At 66.2% G+C, this 17,875-nt stretch carries 19 protein-coding genes; 7 read left to right on the forward strand and 12 right to left on the reverse strand.

From position 1 onward, the window contains the following. On the forward strand, nt 1-90 hold a 90-nt coding region (locus LK542_RS22130; protein ID WP_227803510.1), incomplete at its 5' end, for an IS3 family transposase. A 68-nt stretch (nt 91-158) separates the two neighbouring features. Here the strand turns inward: LK542_RS22130 and LK542_RS22135 are convergent. Genes LK542_RS22135 through LK542_RS22145 form a run of 3 tightly spaced genes read right to left on the reverse strand, consistent with a single transcriptional unit; the run spans nt 159 to nt 2,431 of the window. Further along, nucleotides 159-1,295 carry a hypothetical protein gene (locus LK542_RS22135; protein WP_227813605.1) on the reverse strand — a complete coding sequence of 379 codons (1,137 nt, stop codon included), beginning with the start codon at nt 1,293-1,295 and terminating at the stop codon, nt 159-161. A gap of 31 nt (nt 1,296-1,326) precedes the next feature. After that, complete coding sequence (locus LK542_RS22140) at nt 1,327-1,833, reverse strand: hypothetical protein (RefSeq protein WP_227802843.1); 507 nt, start codon at nt 1,831-1,833, stop codon at nt 1,327-1,329. A 16-nt stretch (nt 1,834-1,849) separates the two neighbouring features. Continuing rightward, nucleotides 1,850-2,431 carry an RNA polymerase sigma factor gene (locus tag LK542_RS22145; RefSeq protein WP_227813606.1) on the reverse strand — a complete coding sequence of 194 codons (582 nt, stop codon included), beginning with the start codon at nt 2,429-2,431 and terminating at the stop codon, nt 1,850-1,852. Between the two features lie 168 nt (nt 2,432-2,599). On the opposite strand from LK542_RS22145, the gene LK542_RS22150 reads away from it, so the two are divergent. After that, on the forward strand, nt 2,600-2,977 hold the full coding sequence (locus LK542_RS22150; protein ID WP_227813607.1) for a hypothetical protein: 378 nt from the start codon (nt 2,600-2,602) through the stop codon (nt 2,975-2,977). A gap of 9 nt (nt 2,978-2,986) precedes the next feature. On the opposite strand, the gene LK542_RS22155 is transcribed toward LK542_RS22150, so the two are convergent. The 3 genes from LK542_RS22155 to LK542_RS22165 form a co-directional block, all read right to left on the reverse strand. After that, a complete protein-coding gene (locus tag LK542_RS22155; protein WP_227802846.1) occupies nt 2,987-3,430 on the reverse strand; it encodes a thioesterase family protein in 444 nt (147 codons plus the stop codon). 15 nt (nt 3,431-3,445) lie between these two features. Beyond that, nucleotides 3,446-4,903, reverse strand: coding sequence for a sorbosone dehydrogenase family protein (locus LK542_RS22160; RefSeq protein WP_227813608.1), 1,458 nt, complete (start codon nt 4,901-4,903; stop codon nt 3,446-3,448). A gap of 220 nt (nt 4,904-5,123) precedes the next feature. Beyond that, nucleotides 5,124-6,437 (reverse strand): M20/M25/M40 family metallo-hydrolase, encoded by a 1,314-nt coding sequence (locus LK542_RS22165; RefSeq protein ID WP_227813609.1) that lies wholly within the window; start codon nt 6,435-6,437, stop codon nt 5,124-5,126. A 129-nt stretch (nt 6,438-6,566) separates the two neighbouring features. Here LK542_RS22165 and LK542_RS22170 point away from each other — a divergent pair, with 129 nt between their 5' ends. Further along, nucleotides 6,567-7,106, forward strand: a complete 540-nt coding sequence (locus LK542_RS22170) for a hypothetical protein (protein WP_227802850.1) — start codon at nt 6,567-6,569, stop codon at nt 7,104-7,106. Between the two features lie 15 nt (nt 7,107-7,121). Here LK542_RS22170 and LK542_RS22175 read toward each other — a convergent pair whose 3' ends face one another. The 4 genes from LK542_RS22175 to LK542_RS22190 all read right to left on the reverse strand — a co-directional run bounded on the left by LK542_RS22175 (nt 7,122) and on the right by LK542_RS22190 (nt 9,249). Next, nucleotides 7,122-7,544 (reverse strand): hypothetical protein, encoded by a 423-nt coding sequence (locus LK542_RS22175; protein WP_227813610.1) that lies wholly within the window; start codon nt 7,542-7,544, stop codon nt 7,122-7,124. Between the two features lie 70 nt (nt 7,545-7,614). After that, nucleotides 7,615-7,911, reverse strand: coding sequence for a hypothetical protein (locus tag LK542_RS22180; protein ID WP_227813611.1), 297 nt, complete (start codon nt 7,909-7,911; stop codon nt 7,615-7,617). Beyond that, nucleotides 7,908-8,705 carry a hypothetical protein gene (locus LK542_RS22185; RefSeq protein WP_227813612.1) on the reverse strand — a complete coding sequence of 266 codons (798 nt, stop codon included), beginning with the start codon at nt 8,703-8,705 and terminating at the stop codon, nt 7,908-7,910. Before LK542_RS22185 ends, LK542_RS22180 begins: the two co-directional genes overlap by 4 nt. A gap of 4 nt (nt 8,706-8,709) precedes the next feature. Continuing rightward, nucleotides 8,710-9,249: a DUF882 domain-containing protein gene (locus tag LK542_RS22190; protein WP_227813613.1), complete on the reverse strand. Its 540-nt coding sequence runs from the start codon at nt 9,247-9,249 to the stop codon at nt 8,710-8,712. 159 nt (nt 9,250-9,408) lie between these two features. Between LK542_RS22190 and LK542_RS22195 the strand changes: the two genes are divergently transcribed. Next, on the forward strand, nt 9,409-10,548 hold the full coding sequence (locus LK542_RS22195) for a PQQ-dependent sugar dehydrogenase (protein WP_227802855.1): 1,140 nt from the start codon (nt 9,409-9,411) through the stop codon (nt 10,546-10,548). 299 nt (nt 10,549-10,847) lie between these two features. Continuing rightward, nucleotides 10,848-13,628, forward strand: coding sequence for a pitrilysin family protein (locus LK542_RS22200; protein ID WP_227813614.1), 2,781 nt, complete (start codon nt 10,848-10,850; stop codon nt 13,626-13,628). Between the two features lie 30 nt (nt 13,629-13,658). Here LK542_RS22200 and LK542_RS22205 read toward each other — a convergent pair whose 3' ends face one another. Beyond that, on the reverse strand, nt 13,659-14,723 hold the full coding sequence (locus LK542_RS22205) for a serine hydrolase (RefSeq protein WP_227813615.1): 1,065 nt from the start codon (nt 14,721-14,723) through the stop codon (nt 13,659-13,661). An 89-nt stretch (nt 14,724-14,812) separates the two neighbouring features. Between LK542_RS22205 and LK542_RS22210 the strand changes: the two genes are divergently transcribed. Beyond that, a complete protein-coding gene (locus LK542_RS22210) occupies nt 14,813-15,403 on the forward strand; it encodes an isochorismatase family protein (RefSeq protein WP_227813616.1) in 591 nt (196 codons plus the stop codon). A 6-nt stretch (nt 15,404-15,409) separates the two neighbouring features. On the opposite strand, the gene LK542_RS22215 is transcribed toward LK542_RS22210, so the two are convergent. After that, complete coding sequence (locus LK542_RS22215) at nt 15,410-16,396, reverse strand: LLM class flavin-dependent oxidoreductase (RefSeq protein WP_227813617.1); 987 nt, start codon at nt 16,394-16,396, stop codon at nt 15,410-15,412. Nucleotides 16,397-16,530: 134 nt separating this feature from the next. Between LK542_RS22215 and LK542_RS22220 the strand changes: the two genes are divergently transcribed. Further along, nucleotides 16,531-17,796, forward strand: a complete 1,266-nt coding sequence (locus LK542_RS22220; RefSeq protein WP_227813618.1) for a serine hydrolase — start codon at nt 16,531-16,533, stop codon at nt 17,794-17,796. Nucleotides 17,797-17,875: the final 79 nt, after the last annotated feature.

Consider the following 17,875-nt stretch of genomic DNA (forward strand, 5'->3'; position numbering starts at 1 on the left):
TACATCCACTATTACAATAACGACCGCATCAAGCTCAAATTAAAAGGCCTGAGCCCCGTTCAGTACAGGACTCAGGCCTTGGCCGCTTAGCAAACTAACCGTCCAACTTTACGGGGTCAGTTCACGATGGCGCCGTTTCTCGTTTCCGCAGGGGCGAGTCAGCCCTTGCTATCCATCCCAGCGCGCGCCGCCGCCGCTTTATCGGCTGCTTCCTCGGCTGCTTCCTTCGCCACCGCCCGCGGGTCCTTGACGGTGTAGCCCGAGGGCACGGTGAACAGGGCAGCGGCCGGTTCCTCGCGCTTGAGGTCTTCCAGGCGGAACACCGACTCGCCGCTGCGCGGATCGCTGCGCTTCTGGTAGACCACGGCCTGCAGCTCCGGCGAGATCCAGGTTTCGGTGCTGACCACAATGGCATTGCGGTTGCCGATCTCGCCGGCCGGGATCTCGTAGCTGCGCAGGGTGCCGTTGGCCTTTACGCCGTTGAACTCGCGGGTGCCGAGGTCCTTCGACTCCGCCTTCGCGGCCCATTTGTGCTCGCCGATGGCGCCGGCGATCATCGGCGCCACGCGCGCCGCGGCCTGCGCTCCCGCCACCTGGGCGATGCGGATCTGCACGTCCTTGTGCTCGCCACTGATGCCGCCCGGGCGCTCCACCTGCTTGATGATCACGCGCTCGCCATCGGGCAGCTTGCCTTCGCGGCGCAGCTCCTCGATGCGGGCACGCGCCTGCTCGGCGGCGACGCGTGCCTGGGCGCCGGCAACCCGTGCCTCGGCGCTCGCGGCGCGGGCTGCGGCAGCAGCGGCGCGGGACTGCTCACGGGCTGCGATGGCAGTGGTGTTTGGCGCCACAATCTTGATTGCGCTCTTGTCGCGCGGACGCAGAACGTAGCGCACGCCTTCCACCGGATCGGCGATGGTGACGCTGACCACCTCGCCGTCGGGGCCGAGCACTTCGGTGCGGCTGCGGCCGGCGCTGTCGCGGTAGCTCTTCGAGCTGTTCTTCTTGACGATCTGGTTGCCGTCGCCCAGGGTCTGGACCTTCTCGGACACCATCTCGGCGCGGTAGGGCGCGTTCTTGACCATCCTGGCGTGGTGTACCAGCAGGGCGTGGCTGTCGATCCCGTTCAGCACCGTGAGCGGCTCCAGGTTGCCGAGCCTGACCTGGCCGTTGTCCGGCGTGCGGATGACGATGCGGCGGCTGCTGGCCGGTTCGTCCTCGAAGCCCATGTCCTCGGCCAGGGCCGGCGCCAGGACGCTGGCCAGCAGTGCAGCAATCAAGATCTTCTTCGTCGTCATCGCATCCTCTTATGGTGAGTTGTATCGTTTTTTAGTTGACGGAACTGAGCCGCACGGCCAGCGGGTGGCCGTCAGCGGCGACAAGCATTTCGGCCCGCACCGTGTCGGCCGCGTTTTCCGGGCTGACCGGCACGCCCAGCGGCGCCAGCGCGGTGCGCGGCACCTCGGCCTCGACCAGCTGGGCATCGGGCTCGGCTTCGATGCGCTCGAGCGTGTCGAGGGCCACGAAGGCGGCGCCGTTGTCGAAGCTGACCAGCGGCTGGCTGCTCACACGCACCGCTTCATGCGGCGCCTGCGCCAGCAGCAGGACCACCACGGTCAGCGAGCACAGCGCGCCGGCGGTGCCCCATTGCGGCAGGCTCAGGACCTGGTACCAGCGGCGTTTCGGCTTGTGCTGGCGTTTAAAAGCCTGCATCAGCTCCTTTTCGACACAGGGCGGGGCGTCGAGGCCGGCCAGCTCGCCGCGCAGCGCGGCAAAGGCAGCGCTCAGCTTTGCATCTGGGCCGTCGTTTATTCCATTCCTGTTCATGTCCATCATTGACTCCATCCATTCGCTAGGCAGGCGCATGCGCCCGGAGGCGCTTGGCCAGGGCCGCCCGGCCACGCGACAGGCGTGAGCGCACGGTGCCGATGTCGACCTGGCAGACCGTCGCGATCTCCTGGTACGACAGTTCATGCAGTTCATACAGGATGACGACGTCGCGGTAGTGCGCCGGCAGCAGGGCCAATGCCCGCCGCACTTCCTCGGCCGCCTCATTGCCCAGCAGGCGGGCCAGGGGCTCGGCACCTTCACCGGCGGCGTCCAGTTCCAGCTCCCCATCCTCGTCGGGCTCCGGCAGCGCCACCTGGCGATGGCGCGCTTCCTCCAGCTTCAGCACCAGATTGCGCGCTACCCCGAACAGGAAGTGCTGCAGCTGGCCGCGCAGCGGGTCGAAGCCGAAGCGCTGGGTCAGCAAGCCCATGAAGGCTTCCTGCACCACGTCTGCCGCCATCTCCGGCGCGCCGCAGCGCATCAGGCAATAGCGGTACAGCGGACCCTGGTGGCGCCGGTACAGCGCCGTAAAGGCGTCGGCGCGGCCCGCATGCATCAGGCGCAGCAGTTCGTGGTCGGCGGTCTCGAGGGGCAAGGTCGTCATGGTTGTCATCTTTACCCGTATTCCGGCGGCGGTGACGAAAAGTTCCAGCTTTTTTGGAAACTGCCGAGCCGGCCGGTGGCGAGTGACAAAGCGCGTGTTTTCTGGGCCAGGCTTTTGCTATCGTCGGGGGAGAATGCCTGATACCCCAGCAGGAGAATGGAGCTCCCCATGAAACGCTGCTTCGCCGCCCTCGCCGCATGGCTGCTCTGCGCACCGGCGAACGCCTGTCCGGAACTGGACGCGCTGGCCAAGCGCTACGGCATCACCTTCGGCGGCTTTCTTGCGCCGATATCGGCGGTGAAGTTGCCGGCATTCTCGAAGACAGGCGACTTACTGCACCTGCGCCTGCCGTCACCGGAATTCGTCAGCGACGGATTCCGGCACAAGGTGGTGTACGACACGTCGACGGCGAAAGCCTGGATCCTGCGCACCGGCGGTTTTCTCGGCGTGCGCCAATGGTATGGCCCGGTGGATGCGGGTGATGCGAAGCTCGAGAACTGCCGGGCCGAAGCGGAAAAGGTCGTTCCGCCTATCCACAAGAGCTGAGCTGCGCTCTCAGTCGACCCAGTTGACCCGGTCAAACTTGCCGCGGAACTCCTCCGGCATCATCACGACCTGGCTGGTCTTGTAGTTGAAGAAGACGAAGCCGGACTTGGCCATGGCGATCAGCTTGCGGTCGCGCGGGCGGGTGATGCGGAAGATGATGTCGCCGCCGTATTTGTTGAAGTCCATCACCCCTACCTCGAACAGCAGCTGGTCGCGCGCATGCGCTTCGGCGCGGTAGGTGGTCGCCAGGTCGGTGACGATGATGCCGGTGCCGTCGCGCTCGGTCTCGGCCACGCCGAACTCGAACAGGAAACGCGCCCGCGCCTCGGAGATCATCGAGATCATCGAGTCGTTGCCGAGGTGGTTGCCGGCATTGATGTCGGTGACGCGCACCGACATCGGGGTGGAATAGTAGAACTGGTCTTCGGGGAAGGTAAGTTGTAAGCGTGCCATCTCTCTATTCTAAACTCATGGAGTAGTCGATCGTCCAATTCTATAGAGGATGCCGCGCGACGTCATGAGGTACAACTCGCCCTGACCATCCTTGCCGAAGGAGACGACGTTGCCGATGCTGCCCACGTTCCATTCGCGCTGCTCGCTGACACTGCTGCCGCTGGCCAGGAAGCTTTTCAGGAAGCCGCGGCAGTAATCCGAGTAGAAGTAGCGCCCGGCCAGTTCGGGCAGCGCGCTGCCGCGGTAGACGAAGCCGCCCGTGATCGAGCAGCCGTTCGCATCGTTCGTGCCGTGGTCGTATTCGAAGGCGGGCAAGGTCAGGCCAGTACGGTCGCAGGTGGCGGCGTTGTAGCACAGCGTGCCTTCCATCGTGTTCCAGCCGTAATTGAGCCCGGCCGCGTCAAGCGCGCCGATATTGACCTCTTCACGCCGGTCCTGCCCGACATCGCTGAGGTAGAGCTGGCTCGCGTCGAACGCGAAGCGCCAGGGATTGCGCAATCCCGAGGCCCAGATCTCGGCGCGCCGGTTGGCCTGGTTCGGGTACGGGTTGCCGGCCGGGATCGCGTAGGGTTGGCCGGGCGCGGCGGCGCGCACGTCGATGCGCAGCAGCTTGCCGAGCAGGGAGTTCAGGTTCTGGCCGTTGCCCAGCGGGTCGCCGGCGCCGCCGCCATCGCCGGTGCCGATGTACAGGTTGCCGTCCGGGCCGAAGGCGAGCTGGCCGCCGAAATGGTTGGTGTAGGTCGGGTGGGGGACGCGCAGGATGGGCAGGCTGGAAGTCGGGTCGGCCAGGTTCGGGTTGCTGCCCACGCTGAGGCGCTCGATGACGATGTTCTGCTGCGGGTCGGTGTAGTAGATGTAGAAGTAACCGTTGCGCGCGTATTGCGGATCGAAGGCCATCGACAGCAGCCCGCCTTCGCCGCCGGTAAACACGCGGCCGCTGATGTCGAGGAAGGGCGTGCCGAGCGTGATGCCGTTCTCGACGATGCGGATGCGTCCCGGCCGTTCGACCACGAACAGGCGCGTGTCCCCGGTGGGGGCGGTGAGATAGGTCGGGTTGTCGAGGTTGACCGCCACCTGGCTCAGCGCGATGTTCACGGCCGCGCCCGCATAGGTGACGGTGGCGCTGGCTGTGGCGCCTGCGCTGACCACCGCGCTCTGCGTGGCGGGCGAGGGCGTGTAGGTGATACCGCCGGCCGTGACCGGGTTGGCGGCGATGTTGTAGCTGCCGGGCGCGAGGTTTGACAGGGTCTGGGTAGCGGTGAGGTCCTGCTGGTAGCTGGCCGGACCGTTGACGCGCACCGAGGCATTGACGCCCGCGGGCAGGCCGGCGGTGGTGACGGCCAGTGAGCCGGTCGTGGCCGCCGGGGGCTGTGGGGCTGGCGGGACGCCGGGTGTACCGGGATTGCCGCCGCCTCCGCCGCAGGCGCCCAGGCACAAGGCAACTAGGATCATCAGGTAAGTCCACGCACGCATGACAGCCTCCTGGGTTCTGGCGTTCCCGCACCGGAACTGCCATTTTGCCAGCGAAACGGCAGGCTTTGCATTTGCATGCGTCAGCCGTGCGCGTCTTCTGAAGGTAGCCTGATCTGGTCCAGTGGACCAGATCAGGCTTCGCCGAACGCGCGTTCAACAGGGGCGAGCTTGACCGACATGCATGCGCTAGCTGGACGCGCGTTCGGCGAAGCCGAACACCCTACCGGGTCAAGCGGTACATCAAGAGAGCGGCGCGGATCGCCGAGCGCTCCAGCGAAGTCAGGTCGACGCGCTCGTTCGGCGAGTGCGCGGCGCCGCCGCTCGCCCCCAGGCCATCGAGACTGTCGATCAGCGGCGCCACGAACTGGACGTCGCCGGCCCCGCGCGCCGTCGGCGGCACCGTGCCCACCGGGCCGAGCCCGGCGTCGCTGCTGGCCTGCGAATACAGCGCCAGGAGCTTCAGGTTGCCCGGCGTAACCGCCATCGGCGGATAGGAATCGCGGAAAGTGATGCTGGCGCCGGCGCCCGGCAGGCTCTGCGCGACGATCTCGCGCATGCGGGTCTGGGCGCGGTCGCGCTGCGCATAGTCGAGGTAGCGTAGGTCGCCGCGCACGACCACCTTGTTGGCGATGACGTTGGTCTTGCCGGCGGCCGTTCCTTTTGCGTTGGCTTCGTCGTAGGCGACGTCGGTGCCGCCCAGGATCACGCCCGGGTTGAAGGTCAGGCCCGGCTCGACCACGTGCTGGCGGAAGCCGTCGAGGATGCGCGCCGCTTCGTACACGGCGCCGTAGCCGGCATTGCCGAACACGCCCTGCGAATGGCCCTGGCGGCCCGTCACATCGAGGTCGAAGCTGGCGGTGGCGCGCCGTCCGACGGTGGCCATCGCCTGGCCGTCCGGCCCCGTGACCGCGCCCTCGAAGCTGAGCGCCACGTCGCTGCGTTTGGCAAGCTCGATCATGTCGCGGCGCGAGATTTCGCGCGGGTGGCCGGCTTCTTCCTCGTCGCCGGTGAAGACTACGGTGATACTGGTGTTGTCGAGCGCGCCGGCGCGGTGCAGGGCGCGCAGCGCGGCAATGACCACCACGTTCCCACCCTTCATGTCGCCCACGCCCTGGCCGCGCGCCGTGGTGGCGCTGTCGCGTTCCCATAGCGGGCCCGGCGCATCGGCTTCGAACACGGTGTCGAGGTGGCCGAGCAGCAGCAGGCGCTTGCCCTTGACTTTACCCTGTGGGCCGCTGCGGTTGGCGACCAGGTGCCCGGCACGGTTCATCTCGCGCGGCATGTCGATCCAGACGGTCTTGAAGCCGAGCGCTTCCAGCTCCTTGCGGAACACGTCGCCGGTGGCGCGCACGCCGGCCAGGTTCAGGGTGCCGCTGTTGATGCGCGCGCTGCGTTCTAGCAGGTTGATTGCCTCCGGCTGCCAGGCCCTGACCTCGTCCGTGATGCGCTGCTCGACCGCGGACAGGCCCTGCGCCTGTGCGCCTGCGGCGAGAAGGGCTGTCAATACGAGGGGACGGGCGAGCTTGCGCGGCATGTCGGCATCCTGTGTGATCGAGATGCACAACTTTACTACGGCCAAGAGCACGCAACAAAACACGCTTGCGAGCTGAGCAACAACTCCCCTACACTGGACCGCGAACACATCCTCATTGAAAGGAAACGCATGAAGTTTGCTGTCCAAGTTGTGCTGGGTCTTTCCCTGGTCGCCGGCAATGCCGCGTTTGCCGCGCCCGCGGCAGCGCCATCCCAGGCCGCCGCGACGAATCCCGCCCACGTGAAATCCGTGCAGGACCTGCTGGCCGCGATGCAGGTCGAAAAAGTCCTGCGGGGCGTTGCCGGACGCAGCCGCTATCCGAGCGAAGCCCAGCGCAAGGAAGTCTTCGCCAAGCTCGACAGGACGCCGCCCGCCGAGGTGCACCGTCGTCTCGCGGCGCCGCTGGCGTCCGTCATCTCGGCCGACACTGCGGCCGAGATGACACGCTTCTATAACACCCCGTACGGCAAGAAAGTCATCCACGACAAGTACAACAGCGGCCCGCAGATCATGTTTCCGGGCTCCAAGCCGGTCGTGCCGCCGGAAGAGAAGAAGGAGCGCAAGCGCGCGGCCTACGTCAAGGCCAGCAAGGAACTGGCGGACGCGCAGCCGGCGATCGAGAGCGAAGCCTTCAAGCTGCTCCAGGCCCTCAATAAGGAAAAGCGCTAAGACAGGTTTTCTTCTTCAGCGCAGTGCGGCGGTGGGCGTATGCCCGCCGCCGGCCTGGACGGAGCTCCGGATTCCCGCCAACTCCAGGCCAGCGAACACGAGCACCGTCAAGGCCTGGACCGCCAGGTAGGCAAGGCCCAGCACATTGGGTCCTTCCATGGCGGCCACCAGCGCGCAGCCAAGCGCCCAGCCGGCATTGCCGATCACCAGGATCCAGAGCAGCAGCGCCGGCACCGGCTTGCCACGTGCAAGCCAGGCCAGCAGCAGGGCATAGCCAGCCAGGAACACCCCGGTCTCGAACAGCAATTCCTGGGAAAGGCCGAGCAGGTTCGCCAGCGAGCGCGTCAGCGCCAGCTGCAGGGCGGCAACGAGAATGCTGGTGAGGGCATCTGCCAGCAGGACGCGTTGCAGGAAGGTGGAGGGTAATAGGGTTTTCATGTCGGCTCCTTGGATGTGGAGCCCTCAGTGTCCTGCCGCCGCCAGGGAGCGGCAATTACCAGTCAGGTAATCAGGGCTGCGCCGCTTCGCGGGTACGCGCCTTGGTGACGATCCCGGCGGGATTGATGAGCACGACGAATTCCGTAAAGCGTCCGCCACCGGCCGGCGACTGGTAGACCCAGGCCTCGTAGCCGCTGTCGAACACCACGTTCTTCGTAGGTCCGAAGGCGGCCAGCAGCTGGGCCTTCGTGGTCGTCCCCGGAGCGACAGTCTGCTGCAGGCGCTCGGCCGCCACCTGGGCGCCGGGCGGCGCGGGCGAACTGGCGCAACCGGCCAGAAGGAGCAGGGCGAACAGCGCGCGCTTCATGGCCTGTCCTCCATGTACTCGAATTCGACCAGGGTATCGTCCGGCCAGGATGTGTCCCAGATCGGCGCGTAGAAGGTGCGGTCGAGCATGACCTGGCAGTCGCAGTACTGCAGGTCGGCCTTGGTCTGTTCGCCGCCCGCGTACAGCATGTTGAAAGGCAGGGTCTCGACGCGCTCGCCGGCACGCAGGCGCACCGCGAACACGGGCCGCTCGGCGAAGAACAGGTAGTTGCCGTTGGGGCTGCCGCACACCTGCTCGGGCGAGGTGAGGGCCTCGGAGATCCACTGGAACAGCGGGGAACTGTTGGAAACCAGGCCGGCTTCGACGCCGACCCGGCATTCCAGGCGCATGTCGCCCAGGCGCCGCGTGCCGGGCGGCAGGCCGGGCGTGATGATCTGGGCGCGCCAGGTCATGCTGGTGGTCTTGCGGTTGGCCACCACGGCGGCGTCCTCGCGCAGCGCAAGCTCGTTGCGGGGCAGGACGAAGCTGTTGTCGGGCGCGACCGGAACCGGCACGCTGACGCTGTCGCCGGCGATGCGCAGCGTAATGCCCGTCATGTCCACGGCCGGCAGGCGCGGCAGCAGCTGGAAGCGCAGCGGCGCGTTGGGCGCCAGGGCATGTTCGCGCGCGAAGCGTTCCATACCCTTGATCATTTTCCGGTAGGATTTGTCGACCGGGTCGCGGGTGGATTGCACCTTGACGGTCGCAGGCTGCCCGGCAGCTTGTGCCTGGGCAGCCGCAGGCCCGGCCAGAGCGGCCAGGCCGAGGATGACGCGGACCAGAAGCCGCGTCATGGGATCACCAGTAACGGACGCGGCCGGTGTCCATGTGGACGAACTGCGAGCTGTCGTAATAGCCGACGCCGCCGCCCTTGAGGGACATGGCCGCCTTGTGCAGCATCTTCAGGTCCTTGCCCGGCAGGCGGATGTCGATTGCCTTGGCATCCATGTGCAGGCTGCGCTTGGCCACGCCATTGCTGGCGGCGTGCAGCTTGGCGTTCGACTCCGGCGAGCGGTAGCCGGAAATGATGTGCAGTTCACGGTTGTTGTCCAGCTTGTCGTTCAGCTGGGTGAGCAGCAGCAGGAGCTCAGGGTCGATCTGCGCCACCTTGTTGTTGCGGTGGTCGCGCAGCACCTTGTTGAGGTCCTTCAGCCCATCCTCGACGAACTGGCCTTCAGCCCAGAACACGGTATTCACCTTTTCGCCGGTGTGCGTGTTGTACAGGCGCAGGGTACGCTCGCCGGGTACGGCCTGTGCTGTTTTGGCAAGTGCGGGGATGCTGAGGGTGGGTGCTGCGAGAAGGAGGGAGGACTTCAGAAACGCTCGGCGTTGCATCATCGGATGGAATCCTTATGGCTGGTTCGCTGAAATGTCAATTCTACGCCTCTTGTGTTAAACGTGCAGAGAAAATGCAGCAAAATGCGGTAAAAAGTCGACTTTATTAATTATTTGACCAATCCCAGGAGATATTTCATGCCAAGTTATCAAGGAATTGCCGTGTCCGTTGTCAGCCTGCTTACGTTGGCGTGCTCGAGTGCCTTGGCGCAGGGCATCGAAGTGAGCGGCGATCCGCCGGCAGCCAAGGGCTGGAAGATGGAGACGGTCGCGTCGAACCTGCCCCAGCCCTGGGGCATGGCCTGGCTGGCCGACGGCCGCCTGCTCGTCACCGGCAAGAAGGGCACGCTGCATCTGGTGAACGGCAACAAGGTCGAGAACATCCCGGTCGAAGGCTTGCCGAACCTGTTCACGGAAGGGCAGGGCGGCCTGCTCGACATCGCCGTGCATCCATCCGACAAGGGACCGAATCCGCGCGTGTACATGACGATGGCCAGCGGCACCCAGGATGCCAACCGTACGGTGCTGGTGCAGGGCGTGTTCGACGGCAAGCGCGTACACGGCATCAAGACCCTGTTCACGGCCTCGCCGTCGAAGAGCGGCGGCCAGCACTTCGGCTCGCGCATCGTGTTCCTGAAAGACGGCACGCTCCTGATGAGCATTGGCGACGGCGGCAATCCGCCGGCGCGCGTGGGCGACATGCTGGCGCGCGACCAGGCCCAGAACGTGGGCAGCCACAACGGCGCCATCCTGCGCCTCACTGCCGAAGGCCAGGCCGCGCCGGGCAACCCGCTGGCGGCGCAGAAGGGCGCGCTGCCCGAACTGTGGAGCATCGGCCACCGCAACATCCAGGGTATGGTGGTCGATGCGCAGGGCCGGGTGTGGGCCAGCGAGCACGGACCGCGCGGCGGCGACGAGATCAACCTGATCGAAGGGGGCAAGAACTACGGCTGGCCGCTGCAGAGCTATGGTCTGGACTATAAAACCCGCGAGCCGGTCGGCAAGCGCGTGGTGCCCGGCATGGTGCAGCCGGTCGTGGCGTGGTCGCCGTCGCCTGGCGCCTCGGGCCTGGCCTGGTACACGGGTCAAGCCTTCCCGGCCTGGCGCAACAGCCTGTTCTCCGGCAGCCTCGCGACCGAAGACATCCGCCGTGTCGTCTTCGATGCCCAGGGCAAGGTCGTGAAGCAGGAGCGTTTGGAAATCGGCAAGCGCGTGCGCGATGTGCGCCAGGGGCCGGACGGTCACCTGTATGCGATCACGGATGAGCCGAAGGGCAGCCTGCTGCGGATCGTTCCGCAGTAGGGTGTTCGGCTTTGCCGAACGCGCGTCCAGCCAGTGCATGCATCGCCATGACACATGCCTGAGCCGAACGCGCGGTCGGCAGAGCGTGGTCCAGTCCACTGGACTGGACCACCCCTACGAAAATCCCACGATTCAATGCCGGCTGCATGGAATCTTTGTTTATATAAAATTTATTCTTTGTTGCAATAACAAAAGCTGCCTAGAATGAAAGGATCGGCCGTTCCGCTCGCACGGAACGGCCGGCATACGGCAATCCGCCGTTTTCCATCCCGACCCGGATGATCCTTTGGAGGAGCAGCATGGCAGTATTCGTTCGTCGCACTCTCCAGATGGCTGTAGCGCTCGCGCTCGCCACTGGTGTCTCCGCCGCTAGCGCGGCCCCGGCCAAATCCTCGGCCAGCACGCCCGACATTCCCATCCCTGACGTCAAGTACACCAAGTTCACCCTGAAGAACGGGCTGACGGTGCTGGTCCATGAAGACCACAAGACGCCGGTGGTGGCGGTCAACACCTGGTACCACGTCGGGTCCAAGAATGAAAAGGTCGGCAAGACCGGCTTCGCGCACCTGTTCGAACACCTGATGTTCGGCGGCAGCGACAACTTCAAGAAAACCTACCTGAGCGCGCTGCAGGGCATCGGCGCGACCGACCTGAACGGCACCACCAACCAGGACCGCACCAACTACTTCCAGAACGTGCCGACCTCGATGCTGGACTATGCGCTGTTCGCCGAGAGCGACCGCATGGGTCACCTGCTCGGCACCGTCGACAAGAAGACGCTCGACCTGCAGCGCGGCGTGGTGCAGAACGAGAAGCGCCAGGGCGAGAACCAGCCCTACGGCGTCGCCTACGAACTGCTGGTGACGAACACTTACCCGGTCGGCCACCCGTATTCCTGGACCGTGATCGGCAAGATGGAAGACTTGGACGCGGCCTCGATGACCGACGTGCAGGACTGGTTCAAGACCAACTACGGCCCGAACAACACCGTGCTGGTGCTGTCCGGCGACATCACCCCGGAAGTGGCGCGCCAGAAGGTCGAGCAGTACTACGGCCACATTCCTCCGGGCCCGCCGCTGGCCAAGCATGAAGCCTGGATCGCCAAGCGCACCGGCACCCACCGCACCACGGTGCAGGACCGCGTGCCGCAATCGCGCATCTACCGCACCTGGAACGTGCCGGGCCTGAACACGCCGGAAGAAGCGCTGCTCGACCTGGCCGGCCAGGTGCTGGGCGGCGGCAAGACCTCGCGCCTGTACAAGCGCCTGGTGTACAAGGACCAGATCGCGACCAGCGCGGTCGGCAGCAACGACAGTTCGGAAATCGGCGGCCAGTTCGACATGACCCTGACTGCGCGTCCGGGCGGCGACGTGGCGAAGATGGAACGCGCCGCGGACGAAGAGCTGCAGGCCCTGATGAAGAACGGCCCGACCGAGGCCGAACTGCGCCTGGCCAAGACCACCATCCTGGCGCGCTACACCCGCATGATCGAGCGCGTGGGCGGCTTCGGCGGCAAGAGCGACCTGCTGGCCTCGTGCCAGACCTACACCGGCAATCCGGACTGCTACAAGGTCTACCTGCAGCGCATCAAGGACGCCACCCCGGCATCGGTGAAGAAGGCCATGAACGACTGGCTGAGCGACGGCGACTTCGTGCTGCAGGTCGACCCGTACCCGACCGGCCTGGTGGCCGGCAAGCCGGGCGTGGACCGCAGCAAGGAACCGGCGCTGGGCAAACCAATGGCGCTCAAGCTCCCGGAAATGCAGAAGACGACCCTGTCGAACGGCCTGAAGGTCGTGCTGGCCGAGCGCCATGACGCGCCGGTGGTCAACTTCCAGCTGCTGCTCGACAGCGGCTATGCCTCGGACACCCAGGACAAGCCGGGCGTGGCCAGCTTCGCCATGCGCATGCTGGAAGAAGGCACCAAGACCCGCAAGTCGCTGGAAATCGGCGAAGCCTTCGAGAGCATGGGCGCGCAGTTCGGCGCGAGCTCCAACCTGGACAGCGGCCTGGTGTACCTGAACACCCTGAAGGCCACCATGCCGCAGGCCTTGAGCCTGTACTCGGACCTGATCCTGAACCCGTCCTTCCCGCAGAACGAGTTCGAGCGCCTGCAGAAGGACCGCCTGGCGGCGATCGCGCGCGAGAAGACCGTGCCGCAGACGATGGCCCTGCGCGTGCTGCCGAGCATCCTGTACGGCCAGGACCACGCCTACGCCAAGCCCTTCACCGGCACCGGCACCGAGGCGTCGGTGCAGCGCATGACCCGCGACGACCTGGTGAAGCACCACGCCACCTGGTTCAAGCCGAACAACGCCACCCTGCTGGTGGTGGGCGACACCACCCTGGCCGAAGTCAAGCCGATGCTGGAAAAGGCCTTTGCGGGTTGGAAGGCGGGCGAGGTGCCGAAGAAGGTCCTGGGCAAGGTGGCCGCGCCGGAGAAGAGCGTGGTCTACCTGGTCGACCGTCCGGGCGCGCTGCAGAGCGTGATCGTGGGCGCCCAGCTGGCCACGCCGCGCAACGATCCGGATGCGCTGCCGCTGGAAATCGTCAACCACCTGTTCGGCGGCTCCTTCAATTCGCGCATCAACATGAACCTGCGCGAAGACAAGCACTGGTCCTATGGCGTGCGCAGCATGCTGCAGCCGGCCGTGGGCCAGCGTCCGTTCATGAGCGTCTCGCCGGTGCAGACCGACAAGACCCGTGAGTCGATGCAGGAACTGGTGCGCGAGTACCGCGACATCGCGGGCGGCAAGCTGATCACGGCGGAAGAGTTGAAGGCTGCGGTCGACAACAACACGCTGGGCCTGCCGGGCGGCTTCGAGACGGCCGGCCAGCTGACCAATGCCTACACCAACATCGTGCAGTTCGGCCTGCCGGACGACTACTACAACACCTACACCCAGAAGGTGACGGCGCTGACCCCGGCGCAGGCCAACACGCTGGCGGCGCGCAGCTTCACGCCGGACCGCCTGGTGTGGATCGTGGTCGGCGACATGAGCAAGGTCGAAGCGGGCATCCGCTCGCTGAACATCGGCGAAGTGCGCAAGATCGACGCCGACGGCAAGCCAGTCCAGTGACGTGCGGGGTGGACGGCGCCGCCGTCCACCTTACATGTCGTCGAACAGCGCTAACGCGATCTTCGCCTGCTCCGACTGCGGTATGTCGGTGTTGTTCAGCAGGACGACGGCCCGGCCATCCGCCGGGTCGTAGGCGAGCAGGGTCTTGTAGGCCCCGATGGCGCCCGCTTCCCAGGCCAGGGAGCGGGCGCCTTTTTTCGTGGTGACGGTTTTCACCTTGCCGCCCAGCGCGTACTCTTCCGAGGCCACCACCACGGTGGACAGCTCCTTGCGCGCCTTGTCCGACAGGAGCTTTGTGAAGTAGACCGTATCGGCGATCGCCACCAGGTCGCGTGCGGTGCTGTACAGGGTGCCGCTGGCCGCCACCATCGGCGGCACGGCCGCGGTCTTGCGCTGGCCGGCCGCGTTGTAGGCGACCGCCATGCCCACTTCGTCCTCATAGCCCGTCGCGGCGAAACTCGTGTCACGCACGCCTGCTGGCGCCAGCACCAGCTCTTCCACGACTTCCGTAAAGGTTTTCTTCGTGGCGCGTTCGACCACGGCCGCAACCAGGATCCAGTTGGTGTACGAGTAATCCCATTGTTCGCCCGGGCTTGATGTCGGCGTGCCCGTGCCGAAGCGCAGGGCCGCCTCGACCGGCCCGATCTCGAGCTTCTCGACCGCGCGGTCCTTGCGCAAGGCTTCCGCCAGGCCGTTCGGGATGCCGCTGCGGTTCGACATCAGCTGGCGCAGGGTAATCGCGCCGTTGGCCGCCGGGAGTTCCGGCAGGTGGCGCGCGATCGGCGCATCCAGGTCGAGCTTGCCCATGTCGGCCAGGCGCAGCACGGTGACGGCGCTGATCCATTTGGTGATCGAGCCGACCAGGAAGCGCGTCTCCTTGGTCATGGGCTGCTTTTCTTCGCGCAGGGCGAGGCCACCGGCGTGGGTGACCAGGGTCGAGCGCGCATCCTTGCGCACGGCGACCACGCCGCTGTAGTCCTTGGGTACGTGGCGCTCGATCAGCGGGCCGGTGGTGAGATTGGCGACCGCGGCGCAGCCAGACAGCAGGCCGAGGGCCGCGAGCGAGGAAAGGTGGATGAACTGGCGACGTTGCATGCGGACTCCCAATAGACGTGGTCGGAGCATTGTAGCCGCGTGCGCCGGGACGAGCGTGAATTGGACAATACTGCGCGCAGGAGGACGCCATGAACGAACAAGCCTTGAACCTGGCGCGCACGGCGCTCGTGCTGATCGATTTACAGAACAGTAACGTCAAGCGTGAACTCGCGCCCTACAGCGCCGAACAGACGGTCGGCAGCTGCGTGCTGCTGGCGCAGGAAATGCGCAGCCGCGGAGCGATGGTAGTGTACGTGCGGGTGCTGCTGAATGAACTGCCCACCCCGCTGGCCGACGCCCCGATGCGCCCGCCCGGCGCCGCCGCGCCGCCGTATGACGGTTCCGAACTGGCCGAGATGGCCGGTGTGGACGCGACCGACATCGTGGTCACCAAGCGCCAGTGGGGCGCCTTCTACGGTACCGAACTGGACCAGTTGCTGCGCCGGCGCCGCATCGATACCTTGGTGCTGGGTGGCATCGCCACCAACTTCGGGGCCGAATCGACGGCACGCGCGGCGTTCGACCGCAACTACACGCTGGTGTTCGCGGAAGATGCGATGACGAGCATGGAGGCCGAGGCGCACCACTTTACCTGCAAGCACATCTTCCCGAAGATGGGCCGGGTGCGCTCGACCCGCGCCATCATCGACATGTTGCAGGCGGGCACAGGCGACGCGTAGAGGGACTCAGCCCTTGCGATTGATCTCGGCCGTGATCTCGTAGGCGCGCAGGCGCGCCGCGTGGTCGAACACCTGGGAGGTGATCATCAGCTCGTCCGGCTTGGTGCGGGCGATGAAGCTGCGCAGCTGGCTTTCCACCGTGGCCGGCGAGCCGATCGCGGTGCAGGACAGCACACTGTCCAGCATCATGCGCTCGGCCGTGCCCAGGCTTTCCAGGTAGCCGGGTTTAGGCGGCTGCAGCTTGGTCGGGCGGCCGGTGCGCAGGTTGACGAAGGCCTGCTGCATCGAGCTTGCCAGCAGCTGCGCTTCCTCGTCCGTATCGGCGGCAAACACGTTAAAGCCGAGCATCACGTAGGGCTTGTCGAGCTGTTTCGAGGGGCGGAAGGTCGAGCGGTAGATCTCGATCGCCTGCATCATCATCTGCGGCGCGAAGTGCGAGGCGAAGGCATAGGGCAGGCCGAGCGCCGCCGCCAGCTGGGCGCCGAACAGGCTGGAGCCGAGGATCCACACCGGCACGTCCAGGCCCGCGCCGGGCACTGCGCGCACCTGGCGGCGCGGCGAGTCGGCGAAATAATCCATCAGCTCGACGACGTCTTGCGGGAATTCATCGGCATCCGAGGCCAGGTTGCGGCGCAGGGCGCGCGCGGTGGTGTGGTCCGAGCCCGGCGCGCGGCCCAGGCCGAGGTCGATCCGTCCCGGGAATAGCGAGGCGAGGGTGCCGAACTGTTCCGCAATCACCAAGGGGGAATGGTTCGGCAGCATGATGCCGCCGGCGCCGACCCGGATGGTCGAGGTGCCGGCCGCCACGTGGCCGATCAGCACGCTGGTTGCCGCGCTGGCGATGCCCGGCATGCCGTGGTGCTCGGCCAGCCAGAAACGCTGGTAGCCCCAGCGCTCGCCGTGCTGGGCGAGGTCGAGTGAACGTTGGAAAGAAGTTGCCGCATCGCTGCCTTCAGTGATCGGCGCGAGGTCGAGTATGGAAAATGGAATCATCCATTTATCTTACGCCGATCCGGTTTTTCGCGTGCGGCGCTGCCCGGAAATTGCTAGTCGGTAAAACTTGTCCACGCTTGACCGGTGGCAGACCCGTCCTTATGATCGGGCGCATCATCAAGCCAGCCTCCACCATGTCCCGCTCCCCCTTCCTGCCATGTCGCCGCACCGCCCTCGCCACCCTTTGCACCGCACTGCTGGCTGCCGGCTGTGCCCAGCTGCCCGGGAGCGCGATGCGCGCTGAAGACCGGCTGGATCCGGCACGGCTGGCCGAGCTCGACCGCGCGATCGAGGACAACATCGCCGCCCGCAGGCTGCCGGGCGCCGTGTTCCACCTCGAGCGCGGCGGCGTCGTGTACGAAAAGGGCTATGGACGCTTCACCTATGACGAAGGCGCGACGGCCGTCACGCCGGCTACCGTGTTCGATGCGGCATCGCTGTCCAAGGTGCTGTCGACCGCGCCCGCGGTGCTGCTGCTGGCCGAGGAGGGCAAGCTCGACCTGGAAGCGCCGCTGGCGCGCTACTTGCCGGAATGCGCGAACGGCGGCAAGGAAGCGATCACGGTGCGCCAGCTGCTGACCCATTCTTCCGGGCTGCCGGCGGGCCTGCCGGCGAAACCGGCCTGGCAGGGCAAGGAAGCGGCACTCGGGCTGGCCTGCAGCCAGGCGCTGACGCACGCGCCGGGCAGCTTCTTCCGCTACTCGGACGTCAACTACATCCTGCTCGGCCTGCTGGTCGAGAAGGTCTCCGGCATGCCGCAGGAGCGTTTCGCGCACGAGCGCATCTTCGCACCGCTCGGCATGCGCGACACGGGCTACCTGCCGCTGGCGCGCATGGCGGCGGCGCGCATCGCACCGACCCAGCGCGGCGCCGCCACGGCGCCTGACGCCGCCCTGCATGGCGACCTCGGCCCCGGACAACTGCTGCAGGGCGTGGTGCACGACCCGACCGTGCGCCGCATGGGCGGCGTCGGCGGCTCGGCCGGCGTGTTCTCGACCGTGGGCGACGTGGCGCGCTTCGGCCGCATGCTCGTGCAGGGCGGCGAACTCGATGGCGTGCGCCTGCTGAGCCGCGACAGCGTGCGCCTCTTGAGCACCGTGCAATCGCCGTCCGGCCTGGCCCTGCGCGGCATGGGCATGGATATCGATTCGCCCTATGCGCAGCGTCCGCGCGGCAGCGTGTTCCCGGTCGGCAGCTACGGCCATACCGGTTTCACCGGCTGCATCCTGTGGATCGATCCGCAGTCGCGCACCTTCTATGTGTTCCTGTCGAACCGGGTCTACCCGGACGACAGCAGCAACGTGCTGGCGCTCTACACCCAGCTCGGCACGCTGTCGGCGCAGGCGGCCGGACTGGAGGCAGTGGCGGGTGCTGCCGCGGCTGTGCCAGCTCAGCCTTGAAGTAGATTTAGTTTTTCCGGGAGGCTACCGTGCGCCTCCCTCCATGCGGCCTCTCTACACTCGGAAACCTAAATTCAAT

The sequence above is a fragment of the Massilia sp. IC2-477 genome, assembly GCF_020707265.1.
Taxonomy (GTDB): Bacteria; Pseudomonadota; Gammaproteobacteria; order Burkholderiales; family Burkholderiaceae_D; genus Telluria.